Annotated in this window: 20 protein-coding genes and 1 other RNA gene; 16 read left to right on the top strand and 5 right to left on the bottom strand. The window is 65.2% G+C overall.

The window, feature by feature from the left end:
* Positions 1–157 precede the first annotated feature (157 nt).
* From RBH19_RS06530 to RBH19_RS06510, 5 genes are all read right to left on the bottom strand, one after another.
* Positions 158–781 (bottom strand): DUF1295 domain-containing protein, encoded by a 624-nt coding sequence (locus tag RBH19_RS06530; RefSeq protein WP_306728021.1) that lies wholly within the window; start codon positions 779–781, stop codon positions 158–160.
* A 246-nt stretch (positions 782–1,027) separates the two neighbouring features.
* On the bottom strand, positions 1,028–2,440 hold the full coding sequence (locus RBH19_RS06525; protein ID WP_374728963.1) for an FAD-binding oxidoreductase: 1,413 nt from the start codon (positions 2,438–2,440) through the stop codon (positions 1,028–1,030).
* A 230-nt stretch (positions 2,441–2,670) separates the two neighbouring features.
* Entirely contained in the window at positions 2,671–3,264 is a 594-nt protein-coding gene (locus RBH19_RS06520) for a phosphoheptose isomerase (protein ID WP_306728020.1), read from the bottom strand.
* Between the two features lie 26 nt (positions 3,265–3,290).
* Positions 3,291–3,647, bottom strand: a complete 357-nt coding sequence (locus tag RBH19_RS06515) for a YraN family protein (RefSeq protein ID WP_306728019.1) — start codon at positions 3,645–3,647, stop codon at positions 3,291–3,293.
* A complete protein-coding gene (locus RBH19_RS06510) occupies positions 3,644–5,554 on the bottom strand; it encodes a penicillin-binding protein activator (protein ID WP_306728018.1) in 1,911 nt (636 codons plus the stop codon). The genes RBH19_RS06515 and RBH19_RS06510 overlap by 4 nt, the downstream gene beginning before the upstream one ends.
* Positions 5,555–5,694: 140 nt before the next feature.
* Between RBH19_RS06510 and rsmI the strand changes: the two genes are divergently transcribed.
* The 16 genes from rsmI to ftsA all read left to right on the top strand — a co-directional run bounded on the left by rsmI (position 5,695) and on the right by ftsA (position 22,830).
* Positions 5,695–6,570: a 16S rRNA (cytidine(1402)-2'-O)-methyltransferase gene (gene rsmI, locus RBH19_RS06505; protein ID WP_306728017.1), complete on the top strand. Its 876-nt coding sequence runs from the start codon at positions 5,695–5,697 to the stop codon at positions 6,568–6,570.
* A 31-nt stretch (positions 6,571–6,601) separates the two neighbouring features.
* Positions 6,602–6,978, top strand: an RNA gene (gene rnpB / locus RBH19_RS06500) — RNase P RNA component class A.
* A gap of 451 nt (positions 6,979–7,429) precedes the next feature.
* The gene (gene mraZ / locus RBH19_RS06495) at positions 7,430–7,888 is read left to right on the top strand and encodes a division/cell wall cluster transcriptional repressor MraZ (RefSeq protein ID WP_306728016.1); all 459 of its coding nucleotides are present in this window, start codon (positions 7,430–7,432) and stop codon (positions 7,886–7,888) included.
* Between the two features lie 60 nt (positions 7,889–7,948).
* Positions 7,949–8,893 carry a 16S rRNA (cytosine(1402)-N(4))-methyltransferase RsmH gene (gene rsmH / locus RBH19_RS06490; RefSeq protein WP_306728015.1) on the top strand — a complete coding sequence of 315 codons (945 nt, stop codon included), beginning with the start codon at positions 7,949–7,951 and terminating at the stop codon, positions 8,891–8,893.
* Positions 8,890–9,156, top strand: coding sequence for a cell division protein FtsL (gene ftsL / locus RBH19_RS06485; RefSeq protein WP_306728014.1), 267 nt, complete (start codon positions 8,890–8,892; stop codon positions 9,154–9,156). The genes rsmH and ftsL overlap by 4 nt, the downstream gene beginning before the upstream one ends.
* Positions 9,153–10,865, top strand: a complete 1,713-nt coding sequence (locus RBH19_RS06480) for a peptidoglycan D,D-transpeptidase FtsI family protein (RefSeq protein ID WP_306728013.1) — start codon at positions 9,153–9,155, stop codon at positions 10,863–10,865. Before ftsL ends, RBH19_RS06480 begins: the two co-directional genes overlap by 4 nt.
* A complete protein-coding gene (locus tag RBH19_RS06475; RefSeq protein ID WP_306728012.1) occupies positions 10,862–12,358 on the top strand; it encodes a UDP-N-acetylmuramoyl-L-alanyl-D-glutamate--2,6-diaminopimelate ligase in 1,497 nt (498 codons plus the stop codon). The genes RBH19_RS06480 and RBH19_RS06475 overlap by 4 nt, the downstream gene beginning before the upstream one ends.
* Positions 12,355–13,740, top strand: a complete 1,386-nt coding sequence (locus tag RBH19_RS06470) for a UDP-N-acetylmuramoyl-tripeptide--D-alanyl-D-alanine ligase (RefSeq protein ID WP_306728011.1) — start codon at positions 12,355–12,357, stop codon at positions 13,738–13,740. The genes RBH19_RS06475 and RBH19_RS06470 overlap by 4 nt, the downstream gene beginning before the upstream one ends.
* Before the next feature lies 1 nt (position 13,741).
* Positions 13,742–14,830, top strand: a complete 1,089-nt coding sequence (mraY, locus tag RBH19_RS06465) for a phospho-N-acetylmuramoyl-pentapeptide-transferase (protein ID WP_306728010.1) — start codon at positions 13,742–13,744, stop codon at positions 14,828–14,830.
* Between the two features lie 16 nt (positions 14,831–14,846).
* Positions 14,847–16,193, top strand: a complete 1,347-nt coding sequence (gene murD, locus RBH19_RS06460; protein WP_306728009.1) for a UDP-N-acetylmuramoyl-L-alanine--D-glutamate ligase — start codon at positions 14,847–14,849, stop codon at positions 16,191–16,193.
* Positions 16,190–17,371 (top strand): putative lipid II flippase FtsW, encoded by a 1,182-nt coding sequence (ftsW, locus tag RBH19_RS06455; RefSeq protein WP_306728008.1) that lies wholly within the window; start codon positions 16,190–16,192, stop codon positions 17,369–17,371. The genes murD and ftsW overlap by 4 nt, the downstream gene beginning before the upstream one ends.
* A complete protein-coding gene (murG, locus tag RBH19_RS06450; RefSeq protein WP_306728007.1) occupies positions 17,368–18,459 on the top strand; it encodes an undecaprenyldiphospho-muramoylpentapeptide beta-N-acetylglucosaminyltransferase in 1,092 nt (363 codons plus the stop codon). The genes ftsW and murG overlap by 4 nt, the downstream gene beginning before the upstream one ends.
* Entirely contained in the window at positions 18,456–19,883 is a 1,428-nt protein-coding gene (murC, locus tag RBH19_RS06445) for a UDP-N-acetylmuramate--L-alanine ligase (protein WP_306728006.1), read from the top strand. Before murG ends, murC begins: the two co-directional genes overlap by 4 nt.
* The gene (locus RBH19_RS06440; protein ID WP_306728005.1) at positions 19,876–20,820 is read left to right on the top strand and encodes a D-alanine--D-alanine ligase; all 945 of its coding nucleotides are present in this window, start codon (positions 19,876–19,878) and stop codon (positions 20,818–20,820) included. Before murC ends, RBH19_RS06440 begins: the two co-directional genes overlap by 8 nt.
* Positions 20,817–21,602, top strand: coding sequence for a cell division protein FtsQ/DivIB (locus tag RBH19_RS06435; RefSeq protein WP_306728004.1), 786 nt, complete (start codon positions 20,817–20,819; stop codon positions 21,600–21,602). Before RBH19_RS06440 ends, RBH19_RS06435 begins: the two co-directional genes overlap by 4 nt.
* On the top strand, positions 21,595–22,830 hold the full coding sequence (gene ftsA, locus RBH19_RS06430; protein WP_306728003.1) for a cell division protein FtsA: 1,236 nt from the start codon (positions 21,595–21,597) through the stop codon (positions 22,828–22,830). Before RBH19_RS06435 ends, ftsA begins: the two co-directional genes overlap by 8 nt.
* Positions 22,831–22,883: the final 53 nt, after the last annotated feature.

Here is a 22,883-nt window from a genome sequence, read left to right as displayed (position 1 = left end):
TGGTGGCTCCAAGGTACATCACGGCAGTCGATGAAGTTCGAACATAGCCAAGTGCCCGTTACCCGGCACGGCCAGAACATCCGTGTTCATCTGTGTTTATCTGTGGCTTCTATTAATTATTTCGCGTTTATTTTGCGTGCATTTCGCGGCGCATTATTCATTTCAGGATCTTCGGAAACAGCAGGCCGCTGCGGGCTTTCCAGGTCTGGAATTCGGGGTAGCGGGCGAGGGAGCGGTCCTTGCGGCGCATGTTGGGGATCCAGATGATGCTCATGAAGGCCAGCAGCACCAGGGGTGGTGCCCAGTGCAGGGGCAGGATGACGAAGCTGGCGTAGATCAGCAGTTCGCCCAGGTAATTGGGGTTGCGGCTGCGTGACCACAGCCCATCGCTCAGGAGAACACCCGGACGATGGGCCAGATGCATGTGTTTCTGCATGTCCGAGGCGAAGTGCAGGAAGACGCCCGAGCAGTACAGGGCAATGCACAGGGCAAGAATCCCCGGATGAGGTTCCACTCCGCGGCTCATCAGAAGCCAGGGTCCGATCCAGTACAGACTCAGGCCACCCCAGATCACCAGACCGTAGCCAAGCCCCGTGGCTGCCTCCCAGCTCTTGTCCCCGAAGATACGGCTCTTGAGCACCCAGAAAACTCCATAGCTGCCATGCAGAGCCAGATAGACCCAGGCCGCCGTCTGATCCCAGGCCCCGTGCCAGGCCATCATGGCAATCACCGCAATGGCGGTGGCGCCCTTGTGGCTGTCGATGAAGTATTTCTGTTTCATGTCATGTGCCTTTTCAAGAAAAAACATTGGAACCGCCGAAGACGCCGAACTCACCGAAGAAACTCAAAAGAAACAAGCACAGAGCGCACAGGGTGTGGGGAGGGCGAAAGATCTGAGGCTTTCCCAGATCCATAAGCACAGCCAGGCTCTCCACCGTTGTGCTCACTCTGTCTTCCCTGGTTATTCATTTTTCTCTTTTCGGTATGTTCGGTGTCTTCGGTGGTTCCCAGTGTTTTCTCCGGATGATCAATCCGGCACCACATCCGGGAACAGCTTGCCCGGGTTCAGCAAGCCATCCGGGTCGAACTGTTTCTTGATCTGTTTCATCAGGGCCAGGGACGCGGGTTCAATCTCCAGGCCAACAAACTGGCGCTTGTCATAACCGATGCCGTGTTCACCAGACAGGGTACCGCGCAGGTCGAGAACCAGTTGAAAGACCTTTTGCAGGCACTCATCCACCACTGCCATTTGCTTCGGATCGTCCGGATCCACCAGCAGATTGACATGAATGTTGCCGTTACCGGCATGGCCGAAGTTGACGATGATGATGCCATACTGCCGGGACAGCTGATCGAGGCCGGCAATCAGATCGGCCATGCGTGAGACGGGCACCACCACGTCTTCATTGATCTTCTTCGGGGCGATCTTGCGCTGGGCGGGGGAAAGGGCCTTGCGGGCGGCCCAAAGCCCCTGACGTTCGTCCTCGCTGGCAGCAGTACGCAGTTCGCTCAGGCCGTCACCCCGCGCGGCCTCGGCAACTGCCTGTTCGGAATACGCCAGCTGCTCCAGGCTTCCATCCACTTCAATCATGAGCATGGCGCCGGCATCTTCCGGCAGATCCACGCTGGCGTAGTCACGGATCATGTCGATGGCCCGCCCGTCGATGAACTCCAGCATGCACGGCGTGACCGGCTGGGCCATGATTCGTGACACGGCTGCCGCTGCCGTGGTCATGCTGGTGTAGACAGCGCGCAGAGTTCGTCGGGCTTCCGGCTTCGGTGTGATCTTCAGCGTCGCCTGGGTGATGATGCCCAGGGTGCCTTCCGAGCCCACCATCAGCCGGGTCAGGTCGTAACCCACCACGCCCTTGGTGGTGTGCACCCCGGTGCGAATGATGTCGCCCGTTCCGGTAACGGCGGTGAGCCCCAGGATATTGTCGCGGGGTGTGCCGTACTTCACGGCGCGGGGGCCGGCGGCGTTGCAGGCCAGGTTGCCACCCACACTGCAGTAGTCGGCCGAGGTCGGGTCCGGTGGCCAGAAAAACCCTTCCCGTTCCAGTGCGCGCTGAAGGTCACCATTGGTCACACCCGCCTCGACGATGGCCAGTCGATCATCCGCATTGATCTCGATGATCCGGTCCATGCGTTCAAGTGAGATCACAAGTCCCCGCCGTATCGGCACGGCGGCACCGGCCGTCCCGCTGCCGCGACCCCGCCCGACCAGGGGCAGGCCCAGTTCGCGACAGGCGTGCACCAGCCCGGCGACTTCCTCGGTATTGAAGGGAAAGGCCACCGCCTGGGGACAGACATGTCGACGGCTGTTGTCATAGCCATAGGCCCAGCAGTCCGCCGGATCGGTGAGCAGGCGATCGGGGTCGATCGCCTGTTGCAGGCGGGCGATGGCGGAGCGGGGAAGTTCGTTCTCGGCACTAAGGGTCAAAGCGGCACCTCCCCTAGAATGAATTTCATCGTTGTCGTTGTCGTTGTCGTAATCGTAATCGGAATTTTCAGAAGCTACGAGTTACGAGCAAAACACGAAAAGCCGGCACTGCACGGTCGTCCTTGAGTAGTGGGCTTCCTGCTCCTTGCTTCTTGTTCTTTTCAAAACCCGATTACGACTACGATTACGACTACGAGATCGGATGGGCCCTGCCGGCGGTGATGTCGTGCCTAGTCTTCGACACCCAGCAACCGTCGGTCCACCAGGTCGCACAGGCAGTGGATGCACAGCAGGTGCACTTCCTGGATGCGGGCGGTGGAGGCGCCCGGGACGCGGATTTCGATGTCCCGGCCCTTGAGGGCATCGGCCATGCGGCCGCCATCACGACCGGTGAGTGCGATGACGGTGACGTCTCGTTCATGGGCGGCTTCGATGGCCCGGATCAGGTTGTCCGAGTTTCCGCTGGTGGAGATGGCCAGCAGCAGATCCCCGGACTGGCCCAGCGCCCGAACCTGCTTGGAGAAGATCTCCTCATAGGCATAGTCGTTGGCGATGGAGGTCAGGGTGGAGCTGTCGGTGGTCAGCGCCACGGCGGGCAGGCCGGGGCGTTCCATCTCGAAGCGGTTGAGCATCTCCGACGAGAAGTGCTGGGCGTCGCCGGCTGAACCGCCGTTGCCGCAACTCATGATCTTGTGATTGCTGAGCAGGGCTTCCACCATGGTACCCGCGGCCCGGGCAATGGGTTCAATCAAGGCGTCCAGGGCGTCCTGCTTGGTGCGAATGCTCTGTTCGAAGTTGAGGCGGATGCGTGCCTGCATATCCATCAGGGTCGGGCTCCCGGTTGCTGTTGTCAGTCATCAAGGCCGAAGGCATCGGCCACCCATTCCACTTCGCCATCCTCAAGGCTGCCATTGATGGCGACGACGTCAAAACGTCCGTCCTGTTCTTCCTCCAGTCCGGCCATGAAGGCCTCGGCGGCGCGAATGAGATGGCGTCGCTTGCTCGGGCTGATGGACTCCAGGGCATCGCCGTAGTCTTCCTGACTGCGATGCCGGACTTCCACGAAGACCACGCAGTCACCATCCTGCATGACCAGATCCAGCTCCCCGCCGGCCAGGTGAACATTGCGCTTCAGGGGGCGCAGGCCGCGCCGGCTGAGCCAGGCTTCGGCGCGGCTCTCGGCGCCCTGGCCCCGGCTTCGGCTCACTGGCCGCCCACATGCACGGGGACGGGCTCCTCGATCTCGCGCAGTTCCTCGATGGGTTCCAGGGGAATGGGCTGGCCACGCGAGAACTGGGCCCAGCTCAGCTGGCGCTGGATCCGGTTGTCGCCGGACAGGCTCAGGACCCCGGTCATGGCGGCCAGCGGCGGCTGCAGGGGATGCTCGAAATTGTTCAGGACCGGCACCAGTCGGTAGGCGTCAAAGCCAAGGGCGTACAGCCGCCCGTGCTGTTCGAAGGCCTCCGGCCAGATGGTTTCCACCCGCAGGCGAGCCTGGCGGGCTTCACCCTCCCGGGCGATGCTCCAGGGCATGTCGGGGAAGCGGATGCCGTCAAGATCACTGTCACTGGCCTGGCCTGGTCGATAGACATGGGAGCTGGCGAAAACCGGCACCCCGATGGCACGGTGAAAGCGCAGCTGAGGACGGATGAGTGAGGCCTGACCGTCCTGGGAAGCGAGGAAAATGGCATCGATGTCCTGGCGCCGGCGGGGCTCGAACTCCAGGCTCTCGCCAACAGCGGATGCCAGGCTGCGGTGGCGGGCGGCACTGCGGTCAAGACCCAGCACACGGGTGATGCGTCCGGAAAAGTCCCGCTGGCCACTGTGATAGGTCTCGTAATCGAGCAACACGCCACCCTGAGCCTCAAGGGCCTCGCGGAAGGCATCCAGCATGCGGTAGCCCCACTCGGATTCCGGCACCAGGGCGATGGCGTTGGAATGGCCCTCGCGAATGACGCGCTCGGCCACCTGGCGGGCCTCGCTCTCCGGGTCAAGCCCGAACTGGAACAGGCCGTCGACACTGTCTTCGTTCTCCAGCAGATAATTCAAGCCCAGTACCGGCACCTGGCGTTCGCTCCTTGCCAGGCGGGCCAGTTCAGGGCGGGTCAGTGGCCCCACCACCATGCCGGCGCCTTCATCAATGGCCTGCTGGTAGACGGTCATGACCTGTTCGGGGTCACCGGCGGTGTCGTACACGCGCACGTTCGGGCGCCGCTCGCCCGGCTGGTTGAAGTGCGCGGCCAGAAAACCATCGCGCACGGCCACCGCCGGGCCGGCAAAGCGCCCGCTCAGTGGCAACAGCAACGCCACCTGATCCGGGTAGCGGAAGCGCTCCCGGTGCTCGGCAAGCAGGCGATCCATCAGTTCCCGCGCCGGATGGCCGCGGTGCAGGGATTCCCATTCGGCGACGGCGTCGTCGAAGCGATCCGGCCTTTGCCAGCTTTCCTGGCCGGCACGTGCCAGATTGATCCAGCCGGCCACCAGGGGGCGGCCCGCCACGGCTTCACGATCCGGCAGCGTGGGCAGGCCCATCAGGCGATCCCAGAGTGTCTGCAGGACGGCCATGCGTTCCTCTCCGGACAGGCGGTCCGCCAGGCGCTGGTAATCCGCCACACCGTGAACGATGTCATCCATCTGAAAGCGGGCCTGGGCGCGCACCCGCAGCAGATCCGGCATCACGACGGAGGGGACACCTTCGTCACGCACGTCCAGGCGGGCAAGGGCTTCCCGCGGGCGGTTGTCCATGACATCCGCACGTGACAGCAGCACGGCGGCCCGGAAGCGATCCTCCCGCGACAGTTCCGCTGCGCTCAGGCTGCGAACCAGGGTGCGGGCGCGATCGGTTTCTCCGGCCTGCAGCCAGGCGTCGGCGGCACGGAACAGCCACTCCGGCCGTTCCTCCTCATCCACGGCACGGGCAATCTCCGTGAACAGGTCGGCGGCCGCGGCCGGGTCGCCTGTCTCCAGCATGATCTCGGCGCTGTCAGCCATCAGCGCCACTTCGTCCGCATCCATGACCGGCCGTTCCACCGGGCGGGGTGCGCAGGCCCACAGCGTGGCCAGCAGCAGGATGACGGCGATTCGTGACAGGCTGGCTGGAGAGATGGCTCGCATTGGCATATCGTGTGTGCTCTCTGGGAGGGATCCGTTCAGTGTGAGACCGCCGGCCGGGCCGGAAAATTCTCATGAGCGCCCTGACATTCTAACAATCCGGCGCCACCCGCTGGGGGAGTGCGCCGTAACAGGCGGTTATTGTGCAACAAAGCGGTACGCTTTACATCGTCGCCACGCCAATCGGTAATCTGGACGATGCCAGTTCGCGGATGCGTCAGGTGCTGGCAGCGGTGGATTGCATCGCCTGCGAGGACACCCGTCACAGCGGGCGCTTGCTGACCCACCTGGGTATCCGCAAGCCGCTGGTCTCCCTGCATGAACACAATGAGGCCGAGCGCGTACCGGGCCTGATTGCCGCGCTGGCCTCCGGCGAGAATGTGGCGCTGGTCTCCGATGCCGGTACGCCATTGCTGAGTGACCCGGGTTTCCCCCTGGTTCGTTCCGCCGTGGCCAGTGGCATTCCCGTTTGTCCCGTTCCCGGCCCGAATGCCGCCATAGCCGCGCTTTCAGCGTCCGGTATCGCGCCGGAACCGTTCCGCTTTCTCGGCTTTCCCCCACGACAGCCGGGGGCCCGCCGGCGTTACTTCGAGAGCCTGGCGGAGGTTGAAGATACCCTGATCTTCTACGAGTCCATTCATCGTCTGGCGGCCACACTGGCGGATCTCTGCCAGACCCTGGGTGCGGAGCGATCCGCCTGTGTCGGGCGGGAATTGACCAAGCGCCACGAGCAGCTTCGCCATGGTGATCTGGCGGAACTCGCCGATTGGGCCGCCCATGCGCCGGAAGCGCGCAAGGGTGAGGCGGTGATTGTCGTGGCCGGCGCCCCGGCCAATGACCCGGACGAGGTGTTGCAGGGGGAGGGCGCGCGGGCGATCAATACTGATGCCCTGCTCAGGGCCCTGTCGGAGGCCCTGGCGCCGCGCAAGGCCGCGCAGGTGGCGGCAAAAGCGACTGGCTTGCCAAAAAACGCCCTCTATCAGCGCCTGCTGGCCCTGAAAGGTGATGATTCCACTTGAACCCTGATGCCCGGCGGTGTCCAATAGACGCGGAGTCAGCCGGGCGGTCGCGGTGGTGTCGCGTCAGCGAGACCACGGAGGAAAGTCCGGGCTCCACAGGGCAGGGTGCCAGGTAACGCCTGGGGGGCGCGAGCCCACGGAAAGTGCCGCAGAAAACATACCGCCGATGGCCTTCGGGCACAGGCAAGGGTGAAAAGGTGCGGTAAGAGCGCACCGCGCCGCTGGCAACAGCGTGTGGCAGGGTAAACCCCACCCGGAGCAAGGCCAAATAGGGGAGCGTGCATGCCTCGTGCATGCGATGTGCGGCCCGCACATGTTCCCGGGTAGGCTGCTTGAGGTGGACGGCGACGTCCATCCCAGAGGAATGACCGTCCTCGACAGAACCCGGCTTACAGGCTGGCTCTGAAACAGGAAAGCCGCGTCCATTCGGGCGCGGCTTTTTTGATTCTTGGCGAAAGAACGGGAGGGCCGCCTTCGGGTCTGGGCGCCAGGGCGGGGTTCCCGGGATTTCCGGTCCCTCGCGGTTTCCCGACGGTTTTGCGCAGGATCACCAGGCCCTTTGCAGCGTGGTGACTCCTTGGGCGGGCCGGGCCGTCCCCTTCTTCCATTATCCCGAAAGTGGCCGAAACTCCTAAATTACACCTGAAGTAGTCTCTGTAAGCCACTGATTTTTCGATTCATCATTACCCTGAAATTGGGCCCTGAAAATGCCGTAACTATTTGACTGGCCGTGGGATTTTTCCTTGACAGTGGGTGGAATCGCTACCTATAGTGTCACGAAGTGGAGAAAAGTGGGAGAAAATGGGTTAACTGCCCATTGGCTCCCGACCCAGGGCGACACGTCGAGTGGTGCAGGGAAGTGTTCAGAGGCGTCAATCACATTGCGCTGGATACCAAGGGGCGGATGGCCATTCCCTCGCGGTATCGAGAGCATCTGCGGGAAGAGCACGAGGGTGAGCTCGTGGTCACCGTGGATCGTGACGTCTGTCTGCTTATCTACCCCCTGAGCGAGTGGGAAGAGATCGAGCGCAAGCTCAACAAGCTGCCCAGCTTCAATCGCCAGGCACGCAAGCTTCAGCGCCTGCTGGTCGGCCATGCAACGGAAGTGGAAATGGACGGCAACGGTCGCGTGCTGCTGCCGGGGCCACTGCGGGATTTTGCCGGGCTGGAGAAGAAAGTCGTTCTCATCGGCCAGGGCAACAAGTTCGAGCTCTGGGATGAGGGTCGCTGGAAAGAACAGCGGGATGCCTGGATGCAGGAGGCGCTGGACGACGAACAGCTGGATCTGCCGGCCGAACTCGAATCCCTGTCCCTGTAAGTGGCAGGGCGGACCGACAGACAGGAAGACCGTCCGAGTCAGACGGTGGAGGCCGCGCTTATGGCGCTTGAATCAGGGTTCGCCAGAGCACATCGCCCGGTGCTGGCCGAGGAGGCGGTGGCGGGTCTTGCGCCCCGGCCGGATGGCATCTACGTGGACGGGACCTATGGTCGAGGCGGCCATGCGGCCCTGCTGTTGGCGACCCTGAGTGAGCAGGGGCGACTGATCCTGATTGATCAGGACCCGGAGGCCATTGCCCACGCCCGCGAGCATCATGGTGGCGACCCCAGGGTCAGTATTCATCACACCAGTTTTGCCGCGTTGCCACTGGTGGTCGACCAGGAAGGCGTGGCCGGCCGGGTCGACGGCGTGTTGCTGGACCTGGGGGTGTCATCACCACAGCTGGATGATCCCGAGCGGGGGTTTTCCTTCTCCCGCAGTGGCCCGCTGGACATGCGGATGAACCCGGAAGCCGGGCAGAGTGCGGCGGATTGGCTGGCCGAGGCGGAGGAGGGGGAGATCATTCGTGTCCTGCGGGAGTACGGCGAGGAGCGCTTCGCCCGGCGCATCGCCCGCGCCATCCTTCAGGCCCGGGCCGCTGAACGTATCGAGAGCACCGGCCGGCTGGCCGAGATCATTGCCGAGGCGGTGCCCGCCGGGCCGCCCGGCAGGCATCCGGCAACCCGTTCCTTCCAGGCCATCCGCATCCACGTCAACCGGGAGCTGGCGGTACTGGATCAGGTGCTGGCCAGCCTCCGGCAGGTGCTGGCCCCGGGCGGGCGCGCGGCCCTGATCAGTTTTCATTCACTGGAGGATCGGCGGGTGAAGCGATTCATTCGCGGCAATGCGGATCAGCCCAAGGTGGTGGCCGGTGTGCCCCTGCCCGATGCCGAGCTGCCGCCGTTTCGTGCTGTGGGCAAGGCCATCAAGGCGGGTGAGGCGGAACAGGCAGAGAATCCCCGCGCCCGCAGTGCCGTGCTGCGAATTGCGGAGCGGCGGTCGTGAGTCTGCGTCTGCTGGCCGCGACCCTGTTGGCCCTGGTGCTGGTCACCGCCCTGAGCGTGATCTGGGCGCGGCACGAGGCCCGCGTGCTGTTCGTGGAATTGCAGGGCCTGCAGGCGCAGCGGGATGAGCTGAATGTGGACTGGGGGCGGCTGCAGCTGGAGCAGAGCGCCTGGGCCACCAAGGCGAGGATCGAGCGCATTGCCCGGGACGAGCTGGACATGCGGCGGCCGATCGATGTGGAAATGGTGTTGGTGGAACCATGAGCAAGCGTGAGCAACAGGAAGGACGCTGGCGGCGCGGGGTGGTCATGACGGCCCTCGCGCTGCTGCTGTTCGCGCTTGTGGGGCGTGCCGTGGAGCTGCAGGTGGTGGATCGCGACTTTCTGCAGAGCCAGGGACAGGCCCGCCATCTGCGGGTGGTGGAAGTGCCGGCACATCGCGGCATGGTCACCGACCGCCATGGCGAACCCATGGCGGTCAGCACTCCGGTCAATTCCATCTGGGCTCACCCCGGCGAACTGCTTGAGGCAGGCGAGCGCATCGAGGAGCTGGCCGGGGCCCTGGGCCTGTCTTCCCTGCAGCTGCGCAGCCGCGTGGAAGCTCGCCAGGATCGGGAGTTCGTCTATCTCAGGCGGCATCTGGCGCCGGAAGAGGCTGAAGCCATCCTCGGCCTGGAGATCCCCGGTGTCTACAGTCAGCGGGAGTACCGCCGCTTCTATCCGGCCGGCGAAGTGGCCGCGCATGTCCTGGGGTTTACCAATATCGACGACCGCGGGCAGGAGGGCATCGAGCTGGCCTTTGAAGGCTGGCTGAAGGGCGAGCCGGGTGCCAAGCGGGTGTTGCGCGACCGCCTTGGCCGGGTCATCGAGGATGTGGAGAACATTCGTTCGCCGCGGCCGGGCAAGACACTCGAGACCAGCATTGACCTGCGCCTGCAGTATGTGGCCTACCGTGAGCTCAAGGCCGCCATGCGTGAGCACAAGGCAGAGTCGGGTTCGATCATTCTCATGGAGCCTGGCAGTGGCGAGGTGCTGGCCATGGCCAGCCAGCCCGGATTCAATCCCAACAGCCGTCGTGGCGTCACGCCGTCCCGGATGAGAAACCGGGCTGTTGTGGACCTGATAGAGCCGGGATCCACCATCAAGCCCTTTGTGGTGTCCGCCGCCTTCGAGGCGGGCCAGATCACCGCCGATGCGCGTTTCGACACCAGCCCCGGGCGCTTTCGGGTGGCCGGTCACACGGTGAGCGACATTCGCAACTACGGTGAGCTCGACATCACCGGCGTGTTGCAGAAATCGAGCAATATCGGCGCCACCAAGATTGCCCTTGAATCCGACCCGGAAACGCTCTGGCGCGGCCTTGGTCGTCTGGGGATCGGGCAGCTAACCACCAGTGCCTTTCCCGGCGAGGCGCCGGGGCGCCTGCGGCACTGGAGCGAGTGGCGTCAGATCGGTCAGGTGACGGCCTCCTACGGCTATGGCCTTTCCATGAGTCCGCTTCAGCTGGCGGCCGCGTATGCGGCGCTGGCCAATGGCGGGGTGTTGCCGGAAGTCAGTCTGATCCGGCGCGATGTCACGCCTCCGGGCGAACCGATCATGCAGCCGGAAACCGCGGCCTGGCTGATGGAAATGCTCGAGACCGTGACCCTTCCCGGGGGAACCGGGACGCGTGCAGCGGTCGAAGGATATCGGGTGGCCGGCAAGACCGGCACCGTGAAGAAGAGCGGTGTCGGCGGCTACTCGGACGACCACTACCAGTCCGTCTTCGTGGGTGCCATTCCGGCCTCACGACCGAGACTGGTGGCCGTGGTCGTGATTGACAATCCGCGCGGTGAGGATTTTTACGGGGGCGCGGTGGCGGCGCCTGTCTTCGGGCGGGTCATGGCGGACGCCATGCGACTGCTGGATGTGCCCCGGGATCGTGTCGAGCCGACGCGCAACAGCGTGGTAGTCCGCGCGGGAGGAACCCCATGATGGCGGCGGAAGCGCTCAGGGGCCTGAATCTGGAGCAACTGCTTCACGGCATCGTCGATGCCGGGAGCGCCGCCGGTCTTTGTCCCGCGGGCGTCAGTCTGGACAGTCGAACGGTCGTGGACGGTGGCGCCTTCCTGGCCTGTGCCGGCCTGCGTGGCAGCCATGGCCTCGATCATCTCCCCCAGGCCCTGCAGCGGGGGGCCACCGTGGTGCTCTGGGAGCCCGTTCCGGGCCATCAGCCGCCGGAAGGTGCGATTCCGTTCATTGCCGTGCCGGGTCTTTCCCGGGAAGCCGGCCGCATTGCCGACCGCTTCTTCGGGCAACCCTCTGCGCAGATGCGGGTGCTTGGTGTGACCGGCACCAATGGCAAGACCTCCATCAGCCATCTGGCGGCCACGGCACTGGAAAAGCTGGATCATCCGGCGGCTGTGCTCGGCACCCTGGGCATGGGCCGGCCCGGATCGCTGCGACCGTCCACCCACACCACGCCCGATGCCGTCTCGCTGCAGTCTGCACTGGCCGATATGGTCCAGTCCGGCGCCCGCCGCGTGGTCATGGAGGTGTCTTCCCATGGTCTGTCCCAGCACCGGGTGGATGCGGTTCGCTTCCGTGGGGCGGTGTTCAGTAATCTGAGTCACGATCATCTCGACTATCACGGCCATGAAACCGCCTACGCCGAAGCCAAGCGGCACCTGTTCCAGCATCGTGAGCTGGAATGGGCGGTCATCAATGCTGACGACTACTGGGGGGCATTCATGGCGGACGCCCTGCCTGAAGGCGTCCGCTGCCTCCGGCTTTCCGAATCCGGCGCGGCTCATGAAGGTGAAATGCTGAATTACCGCTACCAGCCGCGGGCCGACGGTCTGCGGGTGGAGGTCGAGGGCGCACTGGGCAGCGCCATCATCGACAGTCCCTGGATGGGCAGCTTCAATGCCTTCAATCTGGCCGCGGCATTTGCCGCTCTGCGCCTGGAAGGGATCAGCAGTGCCCGGGCGGCCCATGCACTGGGCGAGGTGCCTGCCGTTCCCGGGCGCATGGAGCGATTCGGTGGTGGCCGCCTTCCCACCGTGGTGGTGGATTACGCTCATACCCCCGACGCCCTGTCCAAGGCCCTTTCCACACTGCGCGCGCATTGCACCGGCCGCCTGTGGTGCGTGTTCGGTTGTGGCGGTGACCGCGACCGAGAGAAACGCCCGCTCATGGGGCGTCTGGCCGCCCAGCTGGCCGAGGAAGTCATCGTGACTGACGACAATCCGCGCAGCGAGGCGGGAGAGCAGATTGTCGCTGACATTCTGAGAGGAGCCGGGCGTGAAGCCCGTGTCTGCCGGGATCGAGAGGAAGCCATTGCCCAGGCCGTGGGACGGGCGCGGCCGGGGGATGTGATTCTGGTGGCCGGCAAGGGGCACGAGACCACCCAGACCGTGGGCCGGGATGTATTGCCTTTCAGTGACCGGGATGTGGTCCAGCGTCTGCTGGGGGAGGGTGAGGCATGAGCCGCTGGCAACTCTCCGAACTGGCGGAAATCTGTGGCGGCCGTTTGCGTGGCCGGGATGCGGGCTTCGACCGTGTCAGTACCGATACGCGCACACTGGTGGCCGGTGAGTTGTTCATCGCCCTGCGTGGGCCGCGTTTTGACGGTCACACCTTCGTGCCCCAGGCCCTGGCCAACGGAGCCGTTGCGGCCCTGGTTGATTCAGCGGGCGTTTTCGATGCCGGCGTCGGGCCGCTGGTGGAGGTGGATGACACCCTCAAGGCCCTCGGCCGGCTGGCGACCGACTGGCGTGCCCGATTCCAGGGGCCGGTGATCGCGGTCACCGGTTCCAACGGCAAGACCACCGTGCGCTCCATGATCCAGGCCATTCTGTCCGAGCAGTGGCCCGGCCATGCCCTGGCCACCCGTGGCAACTACAACAATGAAATCGGTTTGCCGCTGACGCTATTGCGTCTGGCCCCGGACGATCGGGCCGCCGTGATCGAAATGGGTGCCAATCACCACGGCGAGATTGCCCGCCTGACCCGCATCACCCAACCCGATGTGGGCCTGATCACCAATGCGGGCCCGGCTCATCTGGAGGGCTTCGGTGACCTGGACGGTGTGGCACGGGCCAAGGGTGAGCTCATCGAGGGGCTGCCGGCCCACGGCATCGCCGTGCTCAACGCAGGTGACCCGCGGGTGGACGTGTGGCGGAAGATGGCCGGCTCCCGATCGCGCATCGAATTCGGGCTCGAATGTGGTGACGTTCGTCTCGCCGAGACGCCCCGGTATGCCGCGGACGGCACCCGGGCCCTGGTCGATACACCGGTGGGCAACGTGGCCCTGCGCCTGGCCCTGCCCGGGCGTCACAACCTGATCAATGCCCTGGCGGCGACAGCCGCGGCCATCGCCGTTGACATCAGCCCCGCCACCATCACTCGCGGGCTCGCCTCGGTGCGGCCCGAGCCCGGGCGCCTGGAGCCGGTGGCCGGGCCGGGTGGGGCCACGCTGATCAATGACTGTTACAACGCCAATCCGGGTTCACTGGCCGCGTCCCTGGATTGGCTCGGCGAACAGCCGCAGCCGCGCTGGCTGGTGCTCGGCGACATGGGCGAGCTGGGCGAGTCGGCAGGCGAAGCCCATGCCGAAGCGGGACGCCTGGCGCGCGAGGCCGGCGTGGAGCGCCTGTATGCCATCGGCGAGCAGGCGGCCGCTGCGGCGGAAGCGTTCGGTCCGGGAGCGATTCACTGCTGGCGCATCGAGCGCCTGATTGAAGTACTGCGCAACGAATTGCGTCCCAATGTGACCGTTCTGATCAAGGGCTCCCGTTCCATGGGGCTCGAACGGGTTGTGGACAGCCTCCGGGATCGGCCGGAGCGAATGGCCGGGAGAGGAGGCTGAAATGCTGTTGTGGTTGACTGAATACCTGACCCAGTTCCATACCGGGTTCTACGTCTTCCAGTACCTCACCATGCGGGCGATCCTCGGGGTGCTGACGGCGCTGGTATTCTGTTTCATTGCCGGGCCATCCATGATTCGTCACCTGAGTCGCTACCAGATTGGTCAGCAGGTGCGGGATGACGGGCCCCAGACGCATCTGGTCAAGGCCGGCACCCCCACCATGGGGGGAGCCCTGATCCTTCTCGCCATCACCGTCAGTACCCTGCTCTGGGGGGATCTGGAAAATCGCTACACCTGGGTGCTGATCGGAGTGACGCTGGCCTTCGGTGCCATCGGATGGGTGGATGACTGGCGCAAGCTGGCCCTGGGTAATTCCGCCGGCCTGTCGGCGAAATCGAAGATCTTCTGGCAATCCGTTGCTGCTCTGGCCACGGCCTGCTTCCTGTATTTCACCGCACCCGAGGGCAATGGTGCGGAAACGGCCCTGCTCATTCCCTTCCTCAAGGATGTGCTGCTGCCTCTGGGCGCGCTCTACATCCTGCTGGCCTACTTCGTCATCGTCGGTACCAGCAATGCCGTCAACCTGACCGATGGCCTGGACGGTCTGGCCATTCTGCCGGCGGTCATGGTGGCCGGCGGACTGGGCATCTTCGGTTATGCCTCCGGCCATCTACATTTTGCCGAGTACCTGGGCATCCCCTTTATCCCGGGCGCCGGCGAGGTGGTGGTCTTCTGTGCGGCCATGGTGGGGGCCGGGCTGGGCTTTCTGTGGTTCAACACGCACCCGGCTCAGGTATTCATGGGCGATGTGGGTGCGCTTTCCCTGGGGGCGGCCCTGGGTACCCTGGCCATCATCACCCGTCAGGAAATCATTCTCATCATCATGGGCGGCGTCTTCGTGATCGAGACCCTGTCGGTCATCGTCCAGGTGGCGTCCTACAAGCTGACCGGGCGTCGTGTCTTTCGCATGGCGCCCCTGCATCACCATTTCGAACTCAAGGGCTGGCCGGAACCGCGCGTGATCGTGCGCTTCTGGATCATCACCGTGATTCTGGTGCTGATCGGCCTGTCCAGTCTGAAACTGCGTTGAGGAGATGAATACCGGCATGTCGGCACTGGCGGACAACAGGCAGGCGGTGAATCTGGTGGTCGGGCTCGGCCGCACCGGATTTTCCGTGGCGCGTCACCTGGTGATGCGCGGTGAGCCCGTGGCCGTCGTGGACAGCCGTCCGTCACCACCCCTGCTGGATCGCCTCCGGGAGGAACTGCCCCAGGCGGAATGGCTGGGCGCCTTTCCCGCCAGTCTGCCGGCGGACGTGGGCCGGCTCATTGTTTCGCCCGGGGTGGCGTCCAATGAGCCCTTGCTGACCGCCGCCCGGCGTCAGGGTGTTGACGTTCTGGGTGACGTTGAGCTGTTTGCCCGCCTGGCCAGGGCGCCGCTGGTGGCCGTCACCGGTTCCAACGGCAAGAGCACCGTGGTCAGCCTGCTGGCGCATCTGCTGGATGCTCCCGGCTACCGGGTCGTGCCCGGCGGCAATCTTGGCCGGCCGGCACTGGAGCTGCTCGAGGAAGACGCGGACCTGTATGTGCTGGAGGTATCGAGCTTCCAGCTGGAAACCACCCGGTCCCTGGATGCCGCCGTGGGGGTGATTCTGAATCTCAGCCCCGATCACCTGGACCGCCACGGTGACATGGCCGCCTATGCCGGGGCCAAGGCTCGCCTGGCCGCCCAAAGCCGGATTGCCGTACTCAACCGTGATGACGAGCGCGTGGCGGCCATGGCAGGTCTCGCGCGCCGCATCATCTGGTTCGGGGCGGGTGAGCCCGCTGCGGATGAGTTCGGCCTGCGCAGCGTCGAGGAGCGCTGCTGCTTCGCCCATGGTGAGCGCGTCCTCGGCCCGGCCGATCTGCCCGGCCTGCCGGGCGGGCACAACCGTCTGAACGTGCTCGCGGCACTGGCTGCCGTGCATGCGCTTGGCCTGGATCCGGTTGCCGCACTGGCGCGCCTGGGCAGCTTCCACGGTCTGCCTCACCGCATGGCGCTGGTCGCCGAGCGGGACGGTGTGCGCTGGATCAATGATTCCAAGGCCACCAACCTTGGCGCGACCCTGGCCGCGCTGGCGGGTCTGAGCGAGCCGGTGGTGCTGATCGCTGGTGGTCAGGGCAAGGGTCAGGATTTCACGCCCCTGCGGCCGGCGTTGGCCCATTCCGTTCGGGCGGTGGTGCTGATGGGGGAGGCAGCCGACGCGCTGGCGGCCCAGGTACCGGAGGCGGTTGCGCTTGAGCGTGCCACGGACATGGATCAGGCCGTAACCGTGGCGGCTGGCCTGGCCCGACCCGGTGACACTGTGTTGCTCTCGCCCGCCTGCGCCAGCTTTGACCTTTTCGATGGCTTTGAGGCGCGGGGACGTGCCTTCGAGCAGGCCGTGCTGGCCCGGGGAGGTGCCGCATGAGCCAGGTGGCCCTTGAACGTCCGATCGACAGCCGCTGGTGGCGCCAGCTTGCCCATGGTGTCGACTGGCCGCTGCTGATTGTTACCCTGGCCCTGCTGACCCTGGGGCTGGTGGCCGTGGCCTCGTCCAGCATTTCCATTGCCGACCGGGCGCTGGGTGATCCCTTTCACTACCTGCGCCGTCAGGCCATGTTCCTGGGGCTGGCGCTGGTAGCCGCTTTCATGACCTGCCAGATTCCCCTGCGGGTCTGGCAGCAGACCAGCTTCCTGCTGCTGTTGTTTGCGCTCTTTCTCCTGCTTCTGGTGCTGGTGCCCGGGGTGGGCAAGGAAGTCAACGGCGCCGTGCGCTGGATCGCCATCGGGCCCTTCCACCTGCAGGTCTCGGAACCCGCCCGCCTGCTGCTCATCCTCTATGTGGCCGCCTACATGGTGCGGCGTCAGGAGGAACTGGCCACCCGTTTCTCGGGTTTCCTGAAGCCGGTTCTGGTGGCGGGCCTTGCGGTCTTCCTGCTGTTGCTGCAGCCGGATTTCGGTGCCGCCATCGTGCTTCTGATCACCATCCTGGCCATGCTCTTCCTTGGCGGTGTGCGAATCCGTGACTTCAGCCTGCTGGGCGGTGTGGGTGCCATGGCCATGGCCGGTCTGGCTTTCTCCTCGCCCTACCGGGTGGAACGTCTGACAACCTTTCTCAATCCCTGGGCCGACCCCTTCAACAGCGGCTTTCAGCTGACCCAGTCGTTGATTGCCATCGGCCGTGGTGAATGGTTCGGTGTTGGTCTTGGCAGCAGTGTGCAGAAGCTGTTCTACCTGCCCGAATCCCATACGGATTTCATCTTCGCCGTACTGTTCGAAGAGCTCGGCCTCCTGGGGGTTCTGGTTCTCATCGGACTGTTCGCCTTCCTGGTGTGGCGCTGTTTTCTGATCGGCACCCGAGCCTGGTTGAGCGGTCACGCCTTCGGCGCCTACGTGGCCTGGGGGGTCAGTGTCTGGCTGGGTATCCAGGCCACCATCAACATGGGCGTCAACATGGGGTTGTTGCCGACCAAGGGCTTGACGCTACCCCTGATCAGCTATGGCGGCTCCAGCCTGCTGGTGACCCTGGGCGCGCTGGCCCTGGTATTGCGGGTGAGCCGGGAAATCACGCCGGTCAGCAATCTGCGCCGGGAGGTGAAGGCATGAGCGCCCGTCACGCCGTCATCATGGCCGGTGGTACTGGTGGCCATGTGTTCCCGGGGCTGGCCGTGGCCGAGGTCCTGCGGGCACGGGGCTGGACCGTTAGCTGGCTGGGAACGCAGGCCGGCCTGGAGTCACGCCTGGTACCGGCGCGGGCCATCGAGCTCGACTGCATCCAGGTCGGCGCCCTGCGCGGCAAGGGCCTGGTCGGCTGGCTGGCCATGCCCTGGCGACTGCTGCGGGCCATTGCCCAGGCGCGGCGGGTGCTGCGCCGGAGAAGGCCGGCCGTGGTGCTGGGCATGGGCGGATTCGCCAGTGGCCCCGGCGGCCTGGCCGCCTGCTTGATGCGCCTGCCACTGGTGATTCACGAGCAGAATGCCATTGCGGGCCTGACCAACCGTGTGCTGGCCCGCTGCGCACGCCGGGTGCTGTGTGGATTCCCGGGTAGTTTCCCTCAATCCCTGGGAGCACAGACCGTGGGTAATCCGGTGCGTCAGGCCGTAGTGGATCTGCCGGCGCCGGAAGAACGGCTTCGGGGCCGGGACGGTCCTGTTCGCCTGCTGGTGGTGGGTGGCTCCCAGGGAGCGAAGGCAATCAACGAATCATTGCCCCGGGCGGTCGCCGGCTTGCCCCAGGGCCGCGTGACCGTACGCCACCAATGTGGTCCGCGCTGGCTGGAGGAAACCCGGGCAGCTTGGGACGAGTCGGGTGTGGCGGCGAACGTGGAGCCCTTCATTGAGGATATGGCGGACGCCTGGGCGTGGGCCGATCTGGCCATCTGTCGCGCCGGTGCCCTGACCGTGGCCGAGCTGGCAGCCGCGGGCGTGGCCTCCGTACTGGTGCCGTTCCCGGCCGCGGTGGATGACCACCAGACCGCCAACGCCCTCTTTCTGGAGCGAGCCGGTGCCGCCCGATTGCTGCCACAGGAACGACTGGAGAAGGGAGAACTGGGTCCGATGCTGGATGCCCTGACCGAAAACCGGGATCACCTGATCCACATGGCCCGTCGCGCCCGTGCCGAAGCCCGGCCGGATGCGGATCAGGTCGTGGCGGATGTGTGCGAGGCCGTGGCTCGGCCGGGAGGTGCCGCATGACGGATCGCATGCATCGTATCCATCGCATCCACATGGTCGGTGTGGGCGGCACGGGCATGAGTGGCATTGCCGAGGTGCTGCACAACATCGGTTATGGCGTCAGTGGTTCCGATCTGAAGGGCAGTGCCGTTACCCGTCGTCTGCAACAGCTGGGTGTGACGGTGTATCGCGGGCACGATGCCGCGCATGTGTCGGATGCCGACGTGGTGGTGATTTCCTCGGCCGTGGCCGATGACAACCCCGAGGTGGCCGCCGCCCGGGCGGCGCGGGTACCGGTGGTGCCCCGGGCCGAGATGCTGGCCGAACTGATGCGGTTCCGGCGGGGTGTGGCCGTTGCCGGTACCCATGGCAAGACCACCACCACCAGCCTGGTGGCCAGCCTGCTGGGCGAAGGCGGGCTGGACCCGACCTTCGTCATCGGCGGTCGTCTCAACAGTGCCGGTGCCAACGCCCGCCTGGGCAGTGGTCGCTGGCTGGTGGCGGAGGCCGATGAGAGCGATGCCTCCTTCCTGCATCTGCAGCCCACCATGGCCGTGGTGACCAACATCGATGCGGATCACCTGGAAGCCTATGAAGGTGATTACCGGCGCCTGCGGGAGGCCTTCATCCAGTTTCTGCACAACCTGCCCTTCTATGGTGTCGCGGCGGTTTGCATCGACGACCCGGGGGTGCGGGAGATTCTGCCCGAGGTCAATCGCTCCCTGATCCGTTACGGCGAATCCGAAGAAGCAGACGTGCGCGGTTACGACTACCGTCCGGAAGGCCACGGCAGCCATTTCAGTGTGGCCTGCCGGGATGGCACTACCCTGGACGTGCGCCTGAACCTGCCGGGGCGGCACAACTTCCTCAATGCCCTCGCCGCCATCGCGGTGGCCCAGGAGCTGGACGTGGATGCCGCCCATATCCAGAAGGCCCTGGATGAGTTTCAGGGCATTGGCCGACGCTTCCAGATGCAGGGTGAGCTGCCGGCCGGGGAGGGGACGGCGCTGCTGGTGGACGATTACGGCCATCACCCCAGCGAACTGCGGGCCACCCTGGCGGCGGCCCGCGAGGGCTGGCCGGAACGGCGCATCGTGCTGGTCTTCCAGCCCCATCGGTATTCGCGCACCCGCGACCTCTTCGAGGATTTCAGCGAGGTGCTGTCCGAGGCCGACGTGCTGGTCCTGACCGACGTCTATGCCGCCGGCGAGGAGCCCATCCAGGGGGCGGACGGGCGCAGCCTGGCTCGCAGTGTGCGTGCCCGCGGCAAGGTGGATCCGGTGTTCGTCGCCTCCGTCCGCGATCTGGCCGAAACCTTGCCGGGCATTCTCCAGGCCGGTGACCTGGTTCTGACCATGGGGGCCGGGGATATCGGCGCCGTGTCCGCGGAGTTGCCCGCGGCCATGGCGACATCCGGCAGGCATGGAGGGGCAGCCAATGGCTGATGCGCGCATAAGCCGACTGGGTCGCGTGGCCGTTCTGCTGGGCGGGGATTCCGCCGAGCGGGCGGTGTCCCTGCGCAGTGGTGCCGCCGTGCTGGATGCCCTTCGCTCCCGCGGAGTGGACGCCCATGCCCTGGATCCGGCCGAAGACGGTCTGGCGCCACTTCTGGCCGGTGATTTCGATCGTGCCTTCATCGTGCTGCATGGTCGCGGTGGCGAGGATGGCAGCATGCAGGGGGCCCTGGAGACTCTGGGCATTCCCTACACCGGAAGCGGTGTGCTGGGATCGGCCCTGGCCATGGACAAGCTGCGCAGCAAGCGTATCTGGCAGGGTCAGCAGCTGCCCACGCCGCCCTATGCCGTGGCGCGTGGCGAGGCCGATCTGACCTCGGCCGCGGAAACGGTGGGTTTCCCCATGTTCGTCAAGCCGTCCCGGGAAGGCTCCAGCATCGGCATGAGCCGAGTGGATGATCGCGCCGCCCTGGACGCCGCGTGGCGCGAGGCCGCTGCCCTGGACGAGCAGGTTCTGATCGAGCGTTTCGTGGACGGTCCGGAATACACCGCGGCCATCCTGGGTGATCGGGTTCTGCCCATGATCCGCCTGGAGACCCCGAATACCTTTTACGACTATCAGGCCAAGTACGAATCCGACAGTACGCTCTATCACTGCCCTTGTGGTCTGGACGCCGAGCGGGAGGCCGCACTGGCCACCCTTTGCCTGTCTGCCTTTGAGGCCGTTGCCGCCTCGGGCTGGGGGCGGGTGGATTTCATGCTGGATGCCGACGGTCGGCCCTGGTTGCTGGAAGTGAATACCGTGCCCGGCATGACCGACCACAGCCTGGTGCCCATGGCGGCGGCCGCGGACGGCATTCCTTTCGACGAGCTGGTATTGCGGATTCTCGAGACCAGTCTGGAGCAGACACGGGAGGGGGCGGCATGAGTCAGGCCCGGCGACGCCAGTCCGAGCGCCAGTGGCAGCCCCCCGCGTGGTTGCTGCCGGTCAGTGGCGGGCTGGTGCTGGTGGCGGTCATCACGGCGTCGGCCCTGCACTGGTTGCCACGTCTGGAAGGCCCGGCCTTCGAGACGCTGGTGATCAAGGGCGAGCGTCGTCAGCTCACCGCCGAAGCGCTGCGTGATCGCGTACGCCCGGCGCTGTTGCCCGGCTACTTCGCCGCCGATCTGGGCGCCTTGCGCGAATCGCTGGAGGCCGAACCGTGGGTGGCCTCGGTCAGCGTGCGGCGCCAATGGCCCTCGACACTGGAACTCACGGTGCATGAGCAGGTGCCGGTAGCGGTCTGGAACCGATCCGGCTTTCTGAACGAAGCAGGTGAATTCTTTGTGCCCCGCGAGATTCACCGTCAGCCGGGCTTCCTGCCCGAGCTGAGCGGTCCCGAGGGCAGTGAGGCAGAGGTGCTTTCCGCCTGGCGGGACATGCGCCGGACGCTGGCGGTCCAGGAACTGGAAATCGCTGAACTGTCCCTGAGCGATCGTCGTGCCTGGACGGTGACGCTGGAGGCCGGCCCGGTGGTCAATCTGGGCCGCAGCGATCATGAGGCGCGCTTCCGCCGCTTCGTGCAGATCGCCTTGCCGGCACTGCAGCAGGCAAGGCAACTGGATTTTGCCGCACTGGAATATATCGACATGCGTTACACCAATGGTTTCTCGGTGGCCCGGGCCAGTGAGGGCCGGGCCAGCGACAGAGAGGACCGGGGAAATGGCTAGAAAGACGGAAAAGAACCTGATCGTCGGACTGGATATCGGCACGTCCAAGGTGGTCGCCATCGTGGGCGAGATCAAGGGCGAGGACCACGTGGAGGTGATCGGCATTGGCCATCATCCCTCCCGCGGCCTGAAGAAGGGCGTGGTGGTCAACATCGAGTCCACCGTGCAGTCGATTCAGCGTGCCATTGAAGAGGCCGAGCTGATGGCCGGCTGCGAGATCCATTCCGTGTTTGCCGGGATTGCGGGCAGTCACGTCAAGAGCCTCAACTCCCACGGCATCGTGGCCATCCGTGACAAGGAGGTCACGCCGGGGGACGTGGAGCGCGTGATCGACGCCGCACGAGCGGTGGCCATTCCGGCGGATCAGAAGATCCTCCACATCCTGCCCCAGGAATTCATCATCGATGACCAGGACGGCATCCGCGAGCCGGTGGGCATGTCCGGGGTGCGTCTGGAGGCCAAGGTCCACATGGTGACCGGTGCCGCCAGCGCCGCGCAGAACATCATCAAGTGCGTGCGCCGCTGTGGCCTGGAGGTGGACGACATCATTCTCGAGCAGCTGGCGTCCAGCTACTCGGTGCTGACCGACGACGAAAAGGATTTGGGTGTCTGCATCGTGGATGTGGGCGGCGGCACCACGGACATTGCGGTGTTCACCGACGGTTCCATCCGTCACACGGCAGTGATTCCCATCGCCGGCGACCAGGTGACCAACGATATTGCCGTGGCCCTGCGCACGCCCACCCATCATGCCGAGGAAATCAAGGTCAAGTACGCCTGCGCCCTGCCGCAGTTGGCCAGCCCGGACGAGACCATCGAGGTGCCCAGCGTGGGCGATCGCCCGGCAAGGCGACTGGCCCGCCAGACCCTGGCGGAGGTGGTCGAGCCCCGCTACGAGGAACTGTTCAGTCTGGTGCAGGCCGAGCTGCGGCGCTCCGGCTTCGAGGACATGATCGCCGCCGGCCTGGTACTGACCGGCGGCAGCGCGAAGATGGAAGGTGTGGTGGAACTGGCCGAGGAAGTGTTCCATATGCCCGTACGCATGGGCACGCCCCAGCATGTGCAGGGGCTGTCTGATGTGGTCAGGAATCCGGTGTACGCCACCGGTGTGGGTCTGCTGCTGTTCGGCAGCAGGGGCTTGAGTTCAAGAGGATCGGAAGAGCGTCTTGGAGGCGGCTTCAAGGAAACATGGGAGCGCATGAAGAGCTGGTTCCAGGGCAACTTCTGAGTGCAAGGCAAGCAAATCATCCAACGGATTTACGGAGCAATCGGGGAGAGTGA

It is taken from the genome of Natronospira bacteriovora, assembly GCF_030848495.1.
In the GTDB taxonomy this organism is placed as follows: domain Bacteria; phylum Pseudomonadota; class Gammaproteobacteria; order Natronospirales; family Natronospiraceae; genus Natronospira; species Natronospira bacteriovora.
This window is presented reverse-complemented; position numbering and strand designations above follow the sequence as displayed.